The organism is Nonomuraea sp. NPDC049637 (genome assembly GCF_040675235.1).
GTDB lineage: Bacteria > Actinomycetota > Actinomycetes > Streptosporangiales > Streptosporangiaceae > Nonomuraea.
Genome location: NZ_JBFAOM010000005.1, coordinates 1 through 15,647, shown reverse-complemented (window position 1 = coordinate 15,647; position 15,647 = coordinate 1). Strand labels below are relative to the sequence as shown.

Here is a 15,647-nt window from a genome sequence, read left to right as displayed (position 1 = left end):
CATGTTGAGAACCCTCGTGATCGCCGCTCATCCCGACGAGCCCGAGATCTACGCGGGCGGCACGGCCGCGCTGCTGGCACAGGCCGGCCACGCGGTGAAGTTCCTGACGCTCACCAACGGCGACGCCGGGCACCACGAGCTGGAGCGCGGCCCGCTGGCGCGCCGCCGCGCAGAGGAGGCGTGGCGCGCGGCCGACGCGCTGGGCGTGGTGGACTACGAGATCTTCGACGTGCACGACGGCATGCTGGAACCCACCGTCGAGCTGCGGTTGCGGGTGCTGGCGCAGATCCGCGCCTGGCGGCCCGACCTGGTGATCGCCCTGCACGCCGACGGCGGCGGCCACCCCGACAACCGGGCCGCCGGGCAACTGGCCGCGCACGCGGTGGAGTTCGCGATGACGCGCAACCTGGAGGTGGGCAAGCCGGCCCTGCGGCGCATGCCGGTGTGCCTGCTGATGACGGACTACGCCTCCGCCCCCGTCCACCGGCCCGACGTGGTGGTGGACGTCTCCTCGGTGCTGACGGCCAAGCTCGACGCGTGCCTGGCCCACGCCTCCCAGTTCCTGGAGTTCGCGCCGTGGCAGCGGGGCTTCCTGGACCAGGCTCCCCCGCCCGGCGACGTGGCCGCCGGACGGGCGTTCGTGCTCGAACACTGGGCGGAGTTCCTGAAGGAGGAGACCTTCCAGTTCGCCGGTTACGGCAGGACGGCCGACCGGGAAGAGGTCGGCCGCCTGCTGGCCGGGACCGCCGCCCCGGCCGCGTAGCCGCCCGGCGTCAGCCGGTGCAGTTCTCGCCGGTGTAGTTCTTGCCGGTGTAGTTCTTGCCGGGGGGCCTGCCGGGGATCGGCTTGGCTATGACGGCGACGGGGATGAAGAAGCAGATCTGGCTGATCGCCAGGACGAGCGTCCACAGGGCCTTGTCGTCGTAGTGGGCGGCCGCCCTGGTGAACAGCTCGTCGGGGACGCGTTCCCCGGCCGGGTTCGCGGTGAGGACGGCCTCCACCAGCTCCAGCGCCACCCGCTCGGCGCCGGAGAAGTAGGGGGCGTCCCGCCACGACGCCACGGCGGCCAGGCGCTCGTCCGGCTCCCCCGCCCGGCGCAGCAGGTCGGCCTGCCGGACCGTGTGGTACGTGCTGCCGACGATCTGCCCGGCGCGCAGCTGCACCAGGCCGACGGTGCTCCCCGGGATCGCGCCGTTGCGGGTGGCCTTGGTCATGGCCACGGCGATCTCCCCCAGCTCGGGGAAGAACTGGGCGGGATCGGGCAGACGCGACTGGAGGTTCTCCTGCTCGGTCGTCGTGGACATCGGCTTCCCTTCTTCTGCGATCGTGTCTCGGCGGTCCGACGACACAGCGTCCAGGAATGTGAGGGTCAGACCGCCGTCCAGGGGTGCAGCTTGTCGGGGTTGCGCACCGCCCACAGCCGCTTGATCCGGCCGTCCGCCACGTCGAAGGCCACGACCATCACGGTCACGCCGTCGCGCTGGGCCACCAGGCCGGGGCGGCCGTTGACGGTGCGCTCCAGCAGCGTCATGGCCGGCGCCCAGGTGGCGATCTCGACGGCGTAGCGGGCCACCCGTCCGGCGCCCTCGATCGGCCGCAGCACGGCGCTGACCACGCCGCCGCCGTCGGCGACGCCGACCACGCCGGGGTCGAGCAGGGCGATGAGGGCGTCGATGTCCTTGGCCTCCCACGCCTGCTTGAACTCGCGGACGATGCCGGCCTGCCGGGCCGCCGGCGTCACCGAGGTCCGCGCGGCGTCGATGCGGTGCCGGGCGGAGGAGGCCAGCTTGCGGCAGGCCGCCGGGGTGCGGCCGACGATCTCGGCCACCTCGGCGAAGGGGTAGCGGAAGACGTCGTGCAGGACGAACGCCACCCGCTCGGCCGGCGTCATCGACTCCAGCACGACGAGGAAGGCCATGTTGACCGACTCGTCCAGGGTGACCCGGTCGGCCGGGTCGTCGCCGGCCCATTCCGTGCGGTCGGGCAGCGGCTCGGGGATCCATTCGCCCACGTAGCGCTCGCGGCGGGCGCGGGCCGAGCCGAGCACGTCCAGGCAGATGCGGCCGGCGACCCTGGTCAGCCAGGCGCCCGGCGACCCGATGGCCTCCTGCTGCCCCGGTGACATGGCGTACCAGCGGGTGTAGGTCTCCTGGACGACGTCCTCGGCGTCGGCCAGCGAGCCGAGCAGGCGGTAGGCGAGGTTGATGAGCTGCCGGCGCTCGCTCATGATCGCGTCCAGGCCGGGGTCGGGTGCGGTGGTCATGTTGTGGACGACTCCTTTAGTCGCTTTTGCCCTAGTGTGTCCGACGAGACAGCGCTCCCGGATGTGAGGTCACCGCGCCACCTCACATTTCCGGCGGTCACGTCGTCGGACTTTTCGAAGGCAAGCCCCAGAAGCGGACCGCCGTCAGACGGCGGTCGAGGAGTTCCCCATGTTGCTACGTGTCGCGATCATCCTGCAGACCCTGGCCCTGTTCGCCGCGCCGGTCACCGCCGGGCTGCTGCTGTCGGTGCCCAACGGGCAGCCGCTGCACAGCGCCGCCGCGTACACGGTGTTCGTCGTGGCGGTGCTGCACCTGGTGGCCGCGATCCTGGCGTGGCGGCCGGGCGGCGGGTCACCGAAGCCGATCATGCACGCGGCCGGGTTCCTGGTGCTGGTCAGCGCCCAGGTCGCACTGGGCATCGCGCACGTGACGACCCTGCACGTGCCGCTGGGCGTGCTGCTGTTCGCCGGCAGCGTGCTTCAGCTCAGCCGGGTCTGGACGGCGCGATCCAGCGACCGGGCCAGGCGCACGCTCTCCTCCGTGTAACCGAGAGCGGCGTAGAACCGGCGGGCGGTGGTGTTGAGACGACCCCGACGACCCAGGAGCCTCGCACGGCGACGAAGACCGCCCCCGCCGTTCCCCCGCCGCGGCAACGGACCCGGCGAGCCATCCCTCCGCCGCCCCGGCGGCTCAGCGGGGGTCGCCGGTGAGGATCCACAGGTGGCCGTACGGGTCGCGGAGGCGGCCCGAGCGCAGGCCGTAGGGCCGGTTCTCGATCGGCACGACCGTCCGCGCGCCCTGGGCGGTCATGCGCTCGCCGACGGCGTCCGGGTCGTCGACGACGATCTCCAGGAGCACCGGGGAGCCGCCCAGATCGTCCGGTGAGAGCCAGCCCCAGTCGGCGACGGCGGGCGAGACCCGGAACGCGGCGCCGCCGAGGCGGTGCTCGATGACGGTGGGCCGCCCGTCGTCGCCCGGCGCGGCGCGGAACACCTCCTCGGCGTCCAGGGTGTCCCGGTAGAAGGCGGACGCCCGGTCGGGGTCGGGCACGATGAGGCGGGGAACGAAGTGCAGGTCCATGCGGCCATTGTGGCGGCGCGCGGCGGCCGGGGTCTTGAACATATGGGCACGGATCACGGCAGGTGCCCGGAGGCCCGGGCGTCAGCGTGAGGCGGGAGGCGGCGGGGCCGGCGGGCCTTCGGCGCGTAGCCATTCCGTCGGTGTGCAGCCCGCCATGGCCCGCCACTCCCTGGTCAGATGCGCCTGGTCGGCGAAGCCCGAGGCGGCGGCCACCTCCGCGAGCGCCGTCCGTCCGGAGCGCGCGGCGGCCACGAGCCGGCGCCGGGCGGCCTCGAAGCGGACCAGCCGCTGGTACTCCTTCGGCGTCACCCCGAACTCGCCGCGCACCGCGCCGCTCAGGTGCCGCCGCGAGCACCCGAGGAGCCGGGCGGCCTCCTCGACCCGGGCGGTCCCGGACAGGGCCGCGAGCGTGGCGCGCGAGCTGCGGCGGCCGGCGCGGTCGCCGTGGCGGGCCAGCCCCGCGAGCAGGCGCTGCTCGACCAGGGCGCGGCGCTGGGCCCAGGACCGGCAGCCCGCCAGCCGCTCCGGCAGGTCGGCCAGCGCCGGGACGACGTCGGCGAGGTCGGCCACCTCCCCGGCCAGCGCCGCGGCGGGCACCCCGAGCAGGGCGGCGGCGCCCGGCGGGGTGAGCGTCAGCCACACCCCGCGCGTGCCTGCCGGCTGCCGCAGCTCGGCCGCGTCGAGGTGCAGCCCGGCCACGGCGGCCCGCAGCCGCCGACCCGGCCCCGGCCGCCCGATCCAGGCGATGTCGACCGGGCCGTCCTCGGGGATCGTGACCGACAGCGTGGACGACGGCAGCCCGCGATGAACCCCGCCCGAACCGGGCCCGAGGTCGTAGGCGGCCAGCGTCGTCACGTACGGCGACAGCGCGGCGGACATTCCATCGGCGCTCACCCTGCCACGGTACGGCCCGCCGGCCGGGCGCAGGTCCCCAGATCCGGCGCGCGGGTGACGGGCGGGCAGGTCGGGGTAGCGGCCAGGGCATGCACACACTCGTCAAGGGACTGATCGCGGGGGCGGCGGGCACCACGGCGCTCAACACCGTCTCCTACCTGGACATGCTCGTCCGGGCGCGGGCCGCCAGCAGCACGCCGCGGCAGGCCGTGGCGAAGTTGTCCGACCTGACGCACACCGACCTCGGCGACGGCGACCGGGCCGCCAACCGCACGGAGGCGCTGGGCTCGCTCATGGGGTACGCGACCGGCGTCGCCTCGGCCATCGCTTACGGCTTCCTGTCCGGACGCCGCAGGTCGTGGCCGGTCGGGGTGCTGGCGCTCACCGCTCTGGCCATGTCCGGCTCGAACGTGCCGCTGACGTTGCTCGACGTCACCCATCCGAGCGAGTGGCCGGCGGGCGCGTGGGTGTCCGACGTCGTCCCGCACCTCGCGTACGGGATCACGGCGTACGCGGCGTACGAGCTGATGCGCTGACCTGGGCGCACCGGGCGGATTCTGTCGGTGGCGGCGGGCATGATCGAGCCGTCCGACCGCGTCCGCACGGAAATGGAGATCCAGGGTTGTCCCCCACGCATCCGCAGGTGATCGGCCACGCCTTTCTCAAGGCCCTCTACGACGACGGCTACTACCCCGACCATGTCGTGGACAAGGGCAGGGCCGTCCTGCTGCGGCTGTGCGAGCGCGTCGAGACCGAGCGGCCCGGCGACCTGGCCGCCCTCTACGCGCTGACGCATGCCGCCACGGAGGAGTTCAACGCGCTCGACGAGGAGTTCCACGAGGCCGGCAGCGAGATCGAGACCGTCGCGCGCGAGGCGATCGCCGAGGAGTTCTGGTTCGTGGCCACCACCTACGGCTTCCCGGAGGCCGACGTCGAGGAGCTGATCGCCACCCGCGAATGGTGAGGCGTCAGGCGTGGGCGTTGAGCCGGGCGTAGGCGGCGGGCGGCATGCCGACGGCGGCCGTGAAGTCGCGGGTCAGGTGCGCCTGGTCGGTGTAGCCCAGCTCGGCGGCGAGCGCGGCCAGGTCGAGGCCCTGCCGCACGCGTTCGGCGGCCTCGTGCAGCCGGAAGCGGCGGATCACCCATTTGGGGCCGATGCCGACATAGTCCCGGAACAGCCGTTGCAGGGAGCGCACCGACCGGCCGGCTCGGGCGGCCAGCTCGTCAACCCTGGTCACGGTCACGTCGTCCTCGGCCAGCCCCACCAGGGCCGCGGCCTCCTCGGCCAGCGGGTCCGGCGCCGGCCCGAGGGCCGACAGGAACGCCTCCACCAGCGCGATGGCGGCGGCCGGGTCCGGCTCGGCCAGCACGCCTTCGACCAGCGCCGGGCCGGCGGCCGGGAACATCTCGCCGATCTTCACGAACCGGCCGGTGAGCTCGGACACCGGGCCGCCGAGGAACGTCCGGAAGCCGCCGGGGCGGAAGCGGGTGCCGAGCGCGCGGCCGGTGCCCCGCATCGTGTACGAGAACCCGCCGTCGATCACCCCCGCGACCCGGTGGAAGTCCTGGGCGATCGTCATGTTCACGGTCGGGTGCGACAGGATGCGCTGCTCGTACGGCTCGGCGAGGTCGGTCCAGGTGACCACCCAGAAGTGGTCGACGTACGCCGCCAGCTCCGGCGACGGCGCCTGGCGCGCGAAGTCGAAGGCGGCCAGCCCCGCGTAGGGGTTGACCCAGCCGCGTTGTCGCGTTTCTACAAGCCGCGCCCGAGGCAGGCGGGACATCATGTCTGCCATGGAAGACATGATGCCGCTGATGACCTGGGCCACCCACCGGACCGCCGGGCTGGTGGCCGCCGTGCGGCCCGAGCAGTTCGGGTCCCCGACGCCGTGCGCGGAGTTCGACGTCAAGGCGCTGATCAACCACATGGAGTGGGTGGCGGAGATGTTCGTGTCGCTGGCGCACGGCGGCGAGCGCACCGAGCAGGGCCCGTACGCGGGCGACTTCCCCGAGCGGGCCGAGCGCATGCTGGCCGCCTGGTCGCGGCCGCAGGCGTGGGAGGGCACGTGCGCCGCGCTGGGCGGCCTGCCGATGACCATGGTGGCCCACCTGTGGCTGGTCGACATGGTCGTGCACGGCTGGGACCTGGCCAGGGCCACCGATCAGGCGTACGAGCCGGACGCCGAGGCGGTCGCCCGTGGGCTGGAGTTCACGGAGCAGACGGTGGAGATGGGCCGGCGGAACGGGGCGTTCGGGCCGCCGGTGGCGGTGCCGGACGACGCCCCGCCGTTCGACCGGCTGCTCGGCCTGATCGGCCGCGACCCGGCCTGGAAGCCCTGACCGGCCCGCCCGCGAAGGAGACGACGGGTCAGCGGGCGGCGGGAACGGGCCGCGCGCCCTCCCGGACGGGCACGGCACGCCGCCCGGCGGCGAAGAGCGCCGCGGCGAGGTACAGCACCTGCTCCGGGATGCGCTCCCACAGCGGCGTGGCCGCCCCGCCCGCGAAGGGCACGTCGGAGACCGCCGCGTAGACGTTCGCCGGGAGCAGGCCGACGAACAGCAGGGCCAGGCAGATCCCGGCCGCCCGGCGGGTGGCGGGCAGCACCAGCCCGATCGCCCCGGCCAGCTCCAGCACGCCGGTCAGGTAGACCACGGCGGCGGGGAACGGCACGAAGGGCGGCACCATGCGCACGAGGTCGCCGTGGTTGGGCATGAAGGTCACCCCTACAGGGACGAAGTGCGCGCTTCCCGTCATCACCACCATGACGGCCAGCCCGTGCGCCACGGACGCCTGCCACGTGCCGAACCGCCGCACACCGAGCGCGCCCAGCAGCCGGAAGGCGAGCGTGGCCACCACTAGAACGATCACCGTCACCGGAACACACTCCATTGGATAGTACCGTTATCCGTACTTGGATAACGGTACTATCCAATGGCTGTGGAAGCAAGCGCACAATGAAAAGCCGTGCGGGTCAGGACGACCCGCACGGCTTGACGTGCGTCGAACAGGGACGGCTAGATGCCGATGGCGGCCTCGGGCTGCATGAGACGGCGGGCCGCCTCGGTGATCGAGCCCGACAACGACGGGTAGACCGCGAACGAGTGGGCGACCTGGTCGACCGTCAGCCGCTGCTGCACGGCCAGCGACACCGCCAGGATCAGCTCCGAGGCGCGCGGGGCCACGACCACGCCGCCGAGCACGATGCCGGTGTGGGGGCGGCAGAACAGCTTGACGAAACCGTCGTTGAAGCCCTGCATCTTGGCCCGCGCGTTGGTGGCCAGCGGCAGCTTGACCACGTTCGCGTCGATCTCGCCCGCCTCGATCGAGCGCTGCGCCACGCCGACGGCCGCGATCTCGGGGTCGGTGAAGATGTTGGAGGCCACCGTGGCCAGCCGCAGCGGCTGGACGGCCTCGCCCAGCGCGTGCCACACGGCGATGCGGCCCTGCATGGCGGCGACCGAGGCCAGCATGAGCACGCCGGTGCAGTCGCCGGCCGCGTAGACGCCGGGCGCGGACGTGCGCGAGACCTTGTCGACCTTGACGAAGCCGTTGCGGTCGAGCTGCACGCCGGCCTCCTCCAGGCCGATGCCGCCGGTGTTGGGGACCATGCCGACCGTCATCAGCGCGTGGGAGCCCTCGGCCGTGCGGCCGTCCTCCAGGGTCACCACCACGCCGTCGGCCGTGCGCTTGACGGAGGAGGCGCGCGAGCGGCCCATGACGTTCATGCCGCGCCGCCGGTAGACCTCTTCCAGGACCTCGGCGCCGTCGGCGTCCTCGTTGGGCATCATCCGGTCGCGGCTGGAGACCAGCGTGACCTCCGCGCCGAGCGAGCGGTAGGCGCCGGCGAACTCCGCGCCGGTCACGCCGGAGCCGACCACGATCAGGTGCTCGGGCAGCTCCTCCAGGTCGTAGAGCTGCCGCCAGGTGAGGATGCGCTCGCCGTCGGGCTCGGCCCCGGGCAGCACGCGCGGCGTCGCGCCGGTGGCCACGAGCACCACGTCGGCCCTGATCGTACGGTCGCCCGCGCGCACGACCTGCGGATCGACCAGCCGCCCCCGCGCCTTGATGATCTCGACGCCCTCGGCCTCGACCCGGGTCGCGATGTCGGCCGACTGGGCCTGGGCCAGCTCCTTGACCCGCTTGTTGACCAGCGGCAGGTCGACGCCGACCACGCCGGCGTCGCCGTCGGGGCCGCCCGAGAACGACACGCCGAGCGAGGGCGCGTCGAGAAGGGCCTGCTTGCGGACGGAGGTGGCGATCAGCGTCTTGGACGGCACGCAGTCGGTGAGCACGCAGGCCCCGCCCGGCCCGTCCTGCTCGACCATCGTGACCTGTGCGCCTAGTTGGGCGGCCACCAGCGCCGCTTCGTAGCCGCCCGGCCCGCCACCAATGATCACGATCCTCGTCACGTGTCCCATTCTCCCGCACGTGCCCCCGGAAGCCGCAACCGGCCCATGACGGGATCACGCTCCGGCGGACATGGGGGACACATGGGCCTTCCGTGCCCGGCTTGATGGACCGACACGCCGGGTCAGCGTGGCAGGATGGCGCGGTAGCTGGATGACGAGCGGCACCCGGCGAGAGGGGTGGATCGTGGCGTGGCTTTCGGATCAATCAGGGAAGCCGACTGATCTACGGCTTTACGGCTCCTACGGGATGAACATGGACCCCGAGCAGATGGCCATGCGCGCCCCGCACTCCCCGATCTGGGGGGTGGGCTGGCTGACGGGGTGGCGGCTGACCTTCGGCCGCACCGACAGCAAGTGGGAGAGCTCGCTCGCCACCATCGTGGAGGACCCCGACGAGCATGTCTTCGTCGTGCTCTACGACGTGCCGGAGTGGGAGGAGACCTCGCTCGACCAGTGGGAGGGCGCGGTCCGCGGGGCCTACCACAAGGTGCGGCTGCGGGTGCAGACCCTCGACGGCGAGGTCGTCGCCTGGTTCTACGTGCTCGACGGCTACGAGGGCGGCCTGCCCTCGGCCCGCTACCTGTGCAACCTGGCCGACGCGGCCGAGCGCGCGGGCGCCCCCGACGACTACGTCAAGGAGCTTCGGGAGCGCCCCTGCACCTCGGCGCCCTAGCGGAGCGGCTCGTCCTTGGTCTCGCGCAGCACAAAGACGTACACGAGCGTGGAGATCAGCGCCAGGGCGGACATGTACCACGGGAACATCCCGGGGTTGCCGGCCTTCTGCAGTGCGGTGCCGATCAGCGGCGCGGTGCCGCCGAAGATCGCCACGGTCAGCGAGTACGGGAACCCGGCCCCCGCCGCCCGCACCCGGGTCGGGAACAGCTCCGAGTTCACCGCGGCCGAGACCGAGGTGAAGCAGCCCAGGAACACCATGCCGATCATCTGCACGACGAGCAGGCTGGCGAAGGAGTCGGTGAGCAGGCCGAGCAGCGGCACCGGAAGAATCAGGAAGCCCAGCCCGAACGCGATCAGCATCGGCTTGCGCCCGATCTTGTCCGACAGCAGGCCGAGCAGCGGCTGCAGCAGCATGAAGAACACCAGCGAGATCGTGCCGACCTGGAGCGACTCCGCCTTGTCGAACGAGACCGTGATCTGCGCGTAGGTGGGCAGGAAGCTGGTCCAGGTGTAGTAGGCGACGGTGCCCGCGATCGTGATGCCGACGATGGTGAGCGCGGACTTCGGGTGGTGCTTGAGGAACTCGAACATGCCCGGCCGCGTGGCCTCGCCGCGCTGGATCTCCTCGGCGACCGCCGAGGTCTCGTCGGCGCCCTTGCGGATCCACAGGCCGACCAGGCTGAGCAGCGCGCCCACCAGGAACGGGATGCGCCAGCCGTAGGAGCTCATGTCCTCCTTGACCAGCGTCGAGGCGAGCACCGCGGCCAGGCCGGAGGCGATGAGCTGGCCGATGGTGGTGCTGACGTACTGGAAGGAGGAGAACAGGCCGCGGCGGCGCGGCGGGGCCGACTCGACCAGGAACGTGGTGGCGGCGGCGAACTCACCGCCCACGGACAGGCCCTGGATCAGCCGGGCCAGCGTCAGGATGACCGGCGACAGCAGGCCCACGGCCTCGTAGGTGGGGGTCAGGCCGAGCAGCAGCGAGCCGCCGCCCATCAGGACGATGGTGAAGGTCATCGCGGACTTGCGGCCGTACCGGTCGGCGAACGCGCCCACCAGCAGGCCGCCCAGGGGCCGCATGAAGAAGCCCACCGCGAACACCGCGAACGAGCTCAGCAGCGGCACCAGGCTGTTGCCGGAGCTGTCGGGGAAGATCTGCGCCGAGAAGACCGTGGCCAGGAACGTGTAGGCGTACCAGTCGTACCACTCGACCACGTTGCCGATGCTGGCCGCCATGAGCTGACGGACCCTGCTCTTCGGTATGCCGAGCGGCGATTGCGCGACGGGGGAGGTCGACACGGCATGTGCTCCTTTTGCTGACACGTGCGAGATGGCTTACTGTGCATTCGGAAGACCGAAACAGTCAAATGTCTGGGCAATTATTTACAAACCCGACACGGAAGCGGTTGCAGGTGGACGTTCTCGACCGGCGGCTCGTGGCCGCGCTGCAGGTGAGCCCGCGCGCCTCGTGGGGCGAGATCGGCAGGGCGGTCGGCGAGCACGAGCGCACGGTCGCCCGCCGGCTCCAGCGGCTGATCGCCGACGGCGTCGTCCGCGTCACCGCGATCTACGACGACCTGCGCACCGGCCACGGCCGCCCCGCGCACCTGCACGTCCAGGTGCGGCCCGGCACGGCGGCCCAGGTGGCCAGATCGCTCACCGACCGGCGCGACACGCGCTCGGTCTACGCGCTGACCGGGGCCGCCGACCTGGCCTGCGAGCTGGTGCCGCCGTCCCGGCAGGACCTGCACACCATCCTGTCCCACGACATCAGCGAGATCGACGGCGTGCTCCAGACGCAGACCCAGGTCGTGCTGCACACGTTCACCACCGTGGCCGAGTGGCACGCGCCCTTCCTCACCGAGCAGGAGGTCGCCGAGCTGCGACCCGCGCCGCCGCCCCCCGACCTGCCCGACGAGGACGGCCTGTCGCCGCTGGAGAAGGAGATCGCCGAGCTGCTGGCGGCCGACGGCCGGGCCGCCTTCACCACGATCGCCGAACGGCTCGACCTGTCCGTGCCGACCGCGCGCCGGCGGGTCGGCTCGCTCATCGACCGGCGGTTACTCCTGCCGCGCGCCGAGGTGGAGCCCGCGCTGCTCGGCCTGGAGGTCGAGGCCATGTTGTGGCTGAAGGTGCGGCCGTACGGGCTGGGCGAGACCGGCCGGCGCCTGGCCGAGCACCCCAACGTGCGTTACTGCGCCGCCACCTCGGGCACCCACTCCCTCATCGTGCAGGTGGCGGTGGCCCACGAGGCGGACCTCTATCGTTTCATGACCGACGTGCTCGGCCGGCTCGACGAGATCACCGACAGCGACCTGACCCTCATCACCCGCGCGTACAAGCGCGGTCACCTGCACAAGTCCGGACTGCTCACCCTGGAGAAGACGCCATGACACCTGCCGAGAACGAAGTCGCCGACCTGTGCGTGGAGCTGATCCGCGTCGACAGCAGCAACTACGGGGACGGCAGCGGCCCCGGCGAGCGGGCCGCGGCCGAGGTCGTCATGGCCAGGCTGGACGAGGTCGGCATCGAGGCGACGTACGTCGAGAGCGAGCCGGGCCGCGGCAACGTCGTCACCCGCGTCGAGGGCACCGACCCGTCGCTGCCCGCGCTGCTCGTCCACGGCCACCTCGACGTGGTGCCCGCCAACGCCGCCGACTGGTCGGTCGACCCGTTCGCCGGCGAGGTCAAGGACGGCTACATCTGGGGCCGCGGCGCCGTGGACATGAAGGACATGGACGCGATGATGCTGGCCGTGCTGCGCCAGATGAAGCGCGAGGGACGCCGTCCGCGCCGCGACATCGTCTTCGCCTGGGTCGCCGACGAGGAGGCCGGCGGCGTGTACGGCGCCAAGTACCTCACGGCCAACAACCCCGAGCTGTTCGAGGGCGTGACCGAGTCCATCAGCGAGGTCGGCGGCTACTCGCTGGAGGTCGACCCGTCGCTGCGCCTGTACCTGATCGAGACCGCCCAGAAGGGCCTGGCCTGGATGAAGCTGGTCGCCGACGGCACCGCCGGGCACGGCTCGATGCTCAACTCCGACAACGCGGTCACCGAGGTCGCCAAGGCCGTGGCCCGGCTCGGCGGGCACGAGTGGCCGCTCACCTACACGCCGACCGTGCGCCAGTTCCTCACCGAGGTCGCCGACGCCTTCGGCCTGCCGTTCGACGAGGACGACCCGGCCCCGCTGCTGGACAAGCTCGGCCCGCTGGTGCGGTTCGTCGGCGCGACGCTGCGCCACACCACCAACCCGACCCAGCTCGACGCCGGCTACAAGTCGAACGTCATCCCCGGCCAGGCCACCGCCGTCGTGGACGGGCGGTTCCTGCCCGGCTTCGAGGAGGAGTTCTTCAAGACCGTCGACTCGCTCATCGGGCCGAACGTGCGCCGCGAGTTCGTGCACCACGACATCGCGCTGGAGACGACGTTCGACGGCGCGCTGGTCGAGTCGATGATCGCGGCGCTGAAGGCCGAGGACCCGACCGCGCGGGCGGTGCCGTACTGCATGTCGGGCGGCACCGACAACAAGACCTTCTTCGCCGACCTCGGCGTGCGCGGGTTCGGGTTCGTGCCGCTGCGGCTGCCCGGCGACATGGACTTCGCCTCGATGTTCCACGGCGTGGACGAGCGGGTGCCGGTGGACGCGCTGCAGTTCGGGGTGCGGGTTCTGGACAGGCTGCTCCTAAACTACTGAGATGTGAGCAACGACGCATACACCCTGGCCGTAGAGGCCGCCGCCGCCCTGACCGGCGCGGCCGGCCTCGACACCTTCGACGTGGCCCTCGTCATGGGGTCGGGGTGGGTCCCCGCCGCCGACGCGATCGGCCAGACCGTGGCCGAGATCCCGTTCACCGATCTGCCCGGCTTCCGCGCCCCCGCCGTGGCCGGGCACGGCGGGAAGATCCGCGTCGTGCGCACACCGTCCGGGCGGCACGCGCTGGTCTTCCTCGGCCGCACGCACCTGTACGAGGGCCTCGGCGTCGACGCGGTCGTCCACGGCGTGCGCACGGCGGCCGCGGCGGGGGTGCGCACGATCGTGCTGACCAACGCGGCGGGCGGCCTGCGGCCGGAGACCCAGAACGTCGGCGACCCGGTGCTGATCAGCGACCACATCAACCTGACCGGCGCCAACCCGATCACCGGCACCACCTTCATCGACCTCACCGAGGTCTACTCGCGCCGCCTGCGCGCCCTGGTCCGCGAGATCGACCCCACCCTGGCCGACGGCGTCTACGTGGCCTTCCGCGGCCCGACGTACGAGACGCCGGCGGAGATCCGGATGCTGCGCACGCTCGGCGGCGACCTGGTGGGCATGTCCACCGTGCTGGAGGCCATCGCCGCCCGCGAGGCGAACCTGGAGGTGCTCGGCGTCTCCCTGGTCACCAACCCGGGGGCGGGCCTGTCCGGCGAGCCGCTCAACCACGAGGAGGTCCTGGAGGTGGGCCGCGCCACGGCCGCCCGCATGGGCGTGCTGCTGGCCAAGGTGGTGGACCGCCTGTGACCGCCGGCGACGACCGGGTCCCGCCGGAGGCCGAGGGGGACGTCCCGCTCCCGCCCGTGGACGCCGACCTGCTGCGCCGCGCCCGCCAGTGGCTGGCCCAGGACCCCGACCCCGACACCCGGGCCGAGCTGTCCGGCCTGCTGGAGGACGACGACCTGCCCGCCCTTCGCGAGCGGTTCCAGGCCAAGCTGGAGTTCGGCACCGCCGGCCTGCGCGGCGAGCTGGGCGCGGGCCCCAACCGGATGAACCGGGTCACCGTCATGCGCGCCGCCGCCGGTCTGGCCGGCGTGCTCGGCGCCGGCAAGCACGTCGTGATCGGCTACGACGCCCGGCACAAGTCCGACGTGTTCGCCAGGGACACCGCCGCCGTCCTGACCGGCGCGGGGTTGCACGTCTCGTTGCTGCCGCGGCCGCTGCCCACGCCGGTGCTGGCCTTCGCCGTCCGCCATCTCGGGGCCGACGCGGGCGTGACGGTCACCGCCAGCCACAACCCGCCTAGGGACAACGGCTACAAGGTCTACTGGGGTGACGGCTCGCAGATCGTGCCGCCGGTCGACCGGGAGATCTCGGCCGCCATCGACGCGGTGGGCCGGGTCGACCAGCTTCCCCTCGACGGCCCCGGCACGCTCACCGAGCTGGGCGAGGACATCGTCGACGACTACATCGACGCGGTGACCGCCCTGCCGCTGGGCCAGGCGCGCGAGTTGCGGGTGGCGTACACGCCGCTGCACGGCGTGGGCTCGGGGACGCTGACGGGGGCCTTCCTCGCGGCGGGCTTCGAGACGCCGATGGCCGTGGAGGAGCAGCGCAACCCCGATCCCGACTTCCCGACGGTGGCCTTCCCCAACCCGGAGGAGCCCGGCGCGATGGACCTGGCCGTCGCGCTGGCCGCCAAGCTCGGCTCCGACCTGGTGCTCGCCAACGACCCCGACGCCGACCGGTGCGCGGTCGGCGTGCCGCTGCCCGACGGCACGTGCCGCATGCTGACCGGCGACGAGGTCGGCGGCCTGCTGGCCGAGCACGTGATCACGCACACCACCGGCGACCGGCTGGTGGCCACCACGATCGTCTCCTCGACCCTGCTGAGCAAGATCGCGAAGGCCCACGGCGTGCGCTACGGCGAGACGCTGACCGGGTTCAAGTGGATCGTCAAGGCGGGCGAGGGCCTGGTCTTCGGCTACGAGGAGGCCATCGGCTACTGCGTCGGCTCCGACGCGGGCCTGCCGGTGCACGACAAGGACGGCATCGGCGCGGCCCTGACCGTGGCCGCCGTCGCCGCGGCCGCCAAGCGCGCCGGCCGCACGCTGCTCGACCTGCTCGACGACCAGGCCGTCCGGTACGGCCTGCACGCGACGTCCCAGCTCAGCTTCCGGGTCGCCGACCTGTCGCTGATCTCCGGCGCGATGGACCGCCTGCGCGCCGCCCCGCCCGCCACGCTGGGCGACCACACCGTCGAGGCCGTGGACGACCTGAGCCGCGGCGACGGCGGCCTGCCCCCGACCGAGGGCCTGCGCTTCCACCTGTCGGACGGCGGGCGCGTCGTGGTCCGCCCGTCGGGCACCGAGCCCAAGCTCAAGTGCTACCTGGAGGTCGTGGTGCCGGTGACCGGCGAGGTGGCGCAGGCGCGCGCGTCGGCCGCCCGCGACCTCGACGGCCTCAAGGCCGACCTGACCGCCCGCCTGGGCCTGTAGACCGGCCTGTGGACCGGTGGGGGCCCGCCCCGGGGCCCCCGCCCGGGCACAATATGGCGCCCCCCGCGAACAAGATAGGGCGAGATAGGTAGAGGGGGGGGTAGGGGAATAGGGTGTCGGGGAGGGTGTAGA

General features: G+C 72.6%; 18 protein-coding genes. 10 read left to right on the top strand and 8 right to left on the bottom strand.

Annotation, left to right across the window (positions count from 1 at the left end):
* Position 1 precedes the first annotated feature (1 nt).
* Positions 2-763, top strand: coding sequence for a PIG-L family deacetylase (locus AB0J71_RS08750; protein ID WP_352325483.1), 762 nt, complete (start codon positions 2-4; stop codon positions 761-763).
* A 10-nt stretch (positions 764-773) separates the two neighbouring features.
* On the opposite strand, the gene AB0J71_RS08745 is transcribed toward AB0J71_RS08750, so the two are convergent.
* Together AB0J71_RS08745 and sigJ are read right to left on the bottom strand one after the other, a co-directional pair.
* Positions 774-1,304 carry a carboxymuconolactone decarboxylase family protein gene (locus AB0J71_RS08745; protein ID WP_364413468.1) on the bottom strand — a complete coding sequence of 177 codons (531 nt, stop codon included), beginning with the start codon at positions 1,302-1,304 and terminating at the stop codon, positions 774-776.
* Positions 1,305-1,369: 65 nt separating this feature from the next.
* On the bottom strand, positions 1,370-2,263 hold the full coding sequence (sigJ, locus tag AB0J71_RS08740) for an RNA polymerase sigma factor SigJ (RefSeq protein WP_352325481.1): 894 nt from the start codon (positions 2,261-2,263) through the stop codon (positions 1,370-1,372).
* Positions 2,264-2,432: 169 nt separating this feature from the next.
* Between sigJ and AB0J71_RS08735 the strand changes: the two genes are divergently transcribed.
* Positions 2,433-2,810 (top strand): hypothetical protein, encoded by a 378-nt coding sequence (locus AB0J71_RS08735; protein WP_352325480.1) that lies wholly within the window; start codon positions 2,433-2,435, stop codon positions 2,808-2,810.
* Positions 2,811-2,954: 144 nt separating this feature from the next.
* On the opposite strand, the gene AB0J71_RS08730 is transcribed toward AB0J71_RS08735, so the two are convergent.
* Together AB0J71_RS08730 and AB0J71_RS08725 are read right to left on the bottom strand one after the other, a co-directional pair.
* Positions 2,955-3,344: a VOC family protein gene (locus AB0J71_RS08730; protein ID WP_352325479.1), complete on the bottom strand. Its 390-nt coding sequence runs from the start codon at positions 3,342-3,344 to the stop codon at positions 2,955-2,957.
* A gap of 81 nt (positions 3,345-3,425) precedes the next feature.
* Entirely contained in the window at positions 3,426-4,238 is an 813-nt protein-coding gene (locus tag AB0J71_RS08725; protein WP_364413466.1) for an AraC family transcriptional regulator, read from the bottom strand.
* Between the two features lie 89 nt (positions 4,239-4,327).
* Here AB0J71_RS08725 and AB0J71_RS08720 point away from each other — a divergent pair, with 89 nt between their 5' ends.
* A complete protein-coding gene (locus tag AB0J71_RS08720) occupies positions 4,328-4,774 on the top strand; it encodes a hypothetical protein (RefSeq protein WP_352325476.1) in 447 nt (148 codons plus the stop codon).
* 86 nt (positions 4,775-4,860) lie between these two features.
* The gene (locus AB0J71_RS08715; RefSeq protein ID WP_352325475.1) at positions 4,861-5,202 is read left to right on the top strand and encodes a DUF5713 family protein; all 342 of its coding nucleotides are present in this window, start codon (positions 4,861-4,863) and stop codon (positions 5,200-5,202) included.
* Between the two features lie 4 nt (positions 5,203-5,206).
* Here the strand turns inward: AB0J71_RS08715 and AB0J71_RS08710 are convergent, their stop codons facing one another.
* The gene (locus AB0J71_RS08710; RefSeq protein WP_352325474.1) at positions 5,207-6,034 is read right to left on the bottom strand and encodes a helix-turn-helix domain-containing protein; all 828 of its coding nucleotides are present in this window, start codon (positions 6,032-6,034) and stop codon (positions 5,207-5,209) included.
* Here AB0J71_RS08710 and AB0J71_RS08705 point away from each other — a divergent pair.
* A complete protein-coding gene (locus AB0J71_RS08705; protein ID WP_364413464.1) occupies positions 6,033-6,578 on the top strand; it encodes a TIGR03086 family metal-binding protein in 546 nt (181 codons plus the stop codon). The genes AB0J71_RS08710 and AB0J71_RS08705 overlap by 2 nt on opposite strands.
* Before the next feature lie 28 nt (positions 6,579-6,606).
* On the opposite strand, the gene AB0J71_RS08700 is transcribed toward AB0J71_RS08705, so the two are convergent.
* Both AB0J71_RS08700 and AB0J71_RS08695 read right to left on the bottom strand, forming a co-directional pair.
* Positions 6,607-7,113 (bottom strand): hypothetical protein, encoded by a 507-nt coding sequence (locus AB0J71_RS08700; protein ID WP_364413462.1) that lies wholly within the window; start codon positions 7,111-7,113, stop codon positions 6,607-6,609.
* Between the two features lie 140 nt (positions 7,114-7,253).
* Entirely contained in the window at positions 7,254-8,648 is a 1,395-nt protein-coding gene (locus tag AB0J71_RS08695; RefSeq protein ID WP_352325471.1) for an NAD(P)H-quinone dehydrogenase, read from the bottom strand.
* A 253-nt stretch (positions 8,649-8,901) separates the two neighbouring features.
* Between AB0J71_RS08695 and AB0J71_RS08690 the strand changes: the two genes are divergently transcribed.
* Positions 8,902-9,321 carry a gamma-glutamylcyclotransferase gene (locus AB0J71_RS08690; protein WP_352325470.1) on the top strand — a complete coding sequence of 140 codons (420 nt, stop codon included), beginning with the start codon at positions 8,902-8,904 and terminating at the stop codon, positions 9,319-9,321.
* On the opposite strand, the gene AB0J71_RS08685 is transcribed toward AB0J71_RS08690, so the two are convergent.
* Complete coding sequence (locus AB0J71_RS08685) at positions 9,318-10,622, bottom strand: MFS transporter (RefSeq protein WP_352325469.1); 1,305 nt, start codon at positions 10,620-10,622, stop codon at positions 9,318-9,320. The genes AB0J71_RS08690 and AB0J71_RS08685 overlap by 4 nt on opposite strands.
* A gap of 113 nt (positions 10,623-10,735) precedes the next feature.
* Here AB0J71_RS08685 and AB0J71_RS08680 point away from each other — a divergent pair, with 113 nt between their 5' ends.
* Genes AB0J71_RS08680 through AB0J71_RS08665 form a run of 4 tightly spaced genes read left to right on the top strand, consistent with a single transcriptional unit; the run spans position 10,736 to position 15,515 of the window.
* A complete protein-coding gene (locus AB0J71_RS08680) occupies positions 10,736-11,716 on the top strand; it encodes an Lrp/AsnC family transcriptional regulator (protein WP_352325467.1) in 981 nt (326 codons plus the stop codon).
* Positions 11,713-13,017 carry a M20/M25/M40 family metallo-hydrolase gene (locus AB0J71_RS08675; protein ID WP_352325466.1) on the top strand — a complete coding sequence of 435 codons (1,305 nt, stop codon included), beginning with the start codon at positions 11,713-11,715 and terminating at the stop codon, positions 13,015-13,017. The genes AB0J71_RS08680 and AB0J71_RS08675 overlap by 4 nt, the downstream gene beginning before the upstream one ends.
* A 3-nt stretch (positions 13,018-13,020) precedes the next feature.
* On the top strand, positions 13,021-13,824 hold the full coding sequence (locus AB0J71_RS08670; protein ID WP_352325465.1) for a purine-nucleoside phosphorylase: 804 nt from the start codon (positions 13,021-13,023) through the stop codon (positions 13,822-13,824).
* A 56-nt stretch (positions 13,825-13,880) separates the two neighbouring features.
* Positions 13,881-15,515 (top strand): phospho-sugar mutase, encoded by a 1,635-nt coding sequence (locus AB0J71_RS08665; RefSeq protein ID WP_364413700.1) that lies wholly within the window; start codon positions 13,881-13,883, stop codon positions 15,513-15,515.
* Positions 15,516-15,647: the final 132 nt, after the last annotated feature.